Raw genomic sequence first — 1,217 nt, forward strand, 5'->3', positions numbered from 1 at the left:
TCAGCCCAAAAGCGTTCGGATTCCAAGTTTTCACAACTGATAAAAAAATCCGACCCACATCTGCGGAATGTGGGTTACTACTTATCTTCCTTAAAAACTACATCTTTTACCCAATGCAACTGATTTTCAATCAGCCAATGACCTCGGATTTTTGAGGCAAATATTTCGGCACTTAGCGATAAGCTGCTAATGTAATAGGCAAGATGTTTGTCATCTTTTTTGCCAGGAGTGCCACTTCTTTCCACTTTAATCAAACTGGTAATTTTACCCCATTTTAATTTGTCAAAATCCTTGACTTTTGGGTCGGGAATATCAAACACAGATACTTTTCTGATGAGGTGACGACCATGACTAATATCTACCGCTCGCGTTTGACTTCTAGGTGGTTGACTTTCTGTAATTTCTACGACCTGTTTAAACAAGTTTTTTTGATTGCCTTTAAGAGCGATAATATAATCATTTTTAGATTGAGTAATTAAAGTAGTTGTCTCTTTTTGACAATGCAAAACATCCAAGGTAAACACGTTACCTTGATGGGGATAACCCTTTACCAGCTCTTGCGCCTAACTGATTTCTGAACTTTTTTTGTTTTCAAATTTTTGGACTCTGAGAACCAAACCACTGTGCTGACTAAATAAAGACACAATTGATCCAAAATTTTGAGAGTTAGTCTGGGAATTTTGGCAGGTACTTCTGAGACACTTGCCATCAATTGACACCCAATCAGTTAAGTCGATTGAGGTAGTTAGTTGACTAGCCGATTGATTAAATGCGTCGATTAAATCCGACGTTTTAACCAACATCATTGATTGTCTAATAGTCGAATAAGATGGTACTCGATCGATTGTTAGATGAAAAGTTTTAACGATAAGTTTTTGGTTAGCCTTGGCAAATGTTTCCAGATCTCTATATCCTAAATGACCGAAGATTAGTCCCAAAACAACTAATAGTAATATCAGCCATAAGGGATGTCTTTTTCCTAATTTTTTCCCTGGGTCATTGACTTTTTTCAGAAAGGGGATTAGAGTCAGGATATATATTGATTGTTAAACGATCGCTAAAATCTTATCAGATAGCGCGATCGCTTTTACTTTTGGCGATCGTACCCGAGAATGAAACAGTCCTGGCTACCGGACTTGATATAATTTCAGGATTCAGTGTAATCAGTAAAAACAACACAGCCCCTTTCTAAATATCAGAAAGAGGCTGTGTGTTAA

2 protein-coding genes are annotated in these 1,217 nt (G+C 37.1%); both read right to left on the reverse strand.

Going from position 1 to position 1,217, the window contains the following annotated elements; all coding sequences use genetic code 11:
• Positions 1–77: 77 nt before the first annotated feature.
• Positions 78–554 carry an ISAs1 family transposase gene (locus tag QUA43_RS30700; RefSeq protein ID WP_333379544.1) on the reverse strand — a complete coding sequence of 159 codons (477 nt, stop codon included), beginning with the start codon at positions 552–554 and terminating at the stop codon, positions 78–80.
• A 9-nt stretch (positions 555–563) separates the two neighbouring features.
• Positions 564–1,040, reverse strand: a complete 477-nt coding sequence (locus QUA43_RS30705; RefSeq protein ID WP_333379545.1) for a transposase family protein — start codon at positions 1,038–1,040, stop codon at positions 564–566.
• Positions 1,041–1,217 lie beyond the last annotated feature (177 nt).

This window comes from Microcoleus sp. N9_B4 (assembly GCF_036701635.1).
Lineage (GTDB): Bacteria > Cyanobacteriota > Cyanobacteriia > Cyanobacteriales > Microcoleaceae > Microcoleus.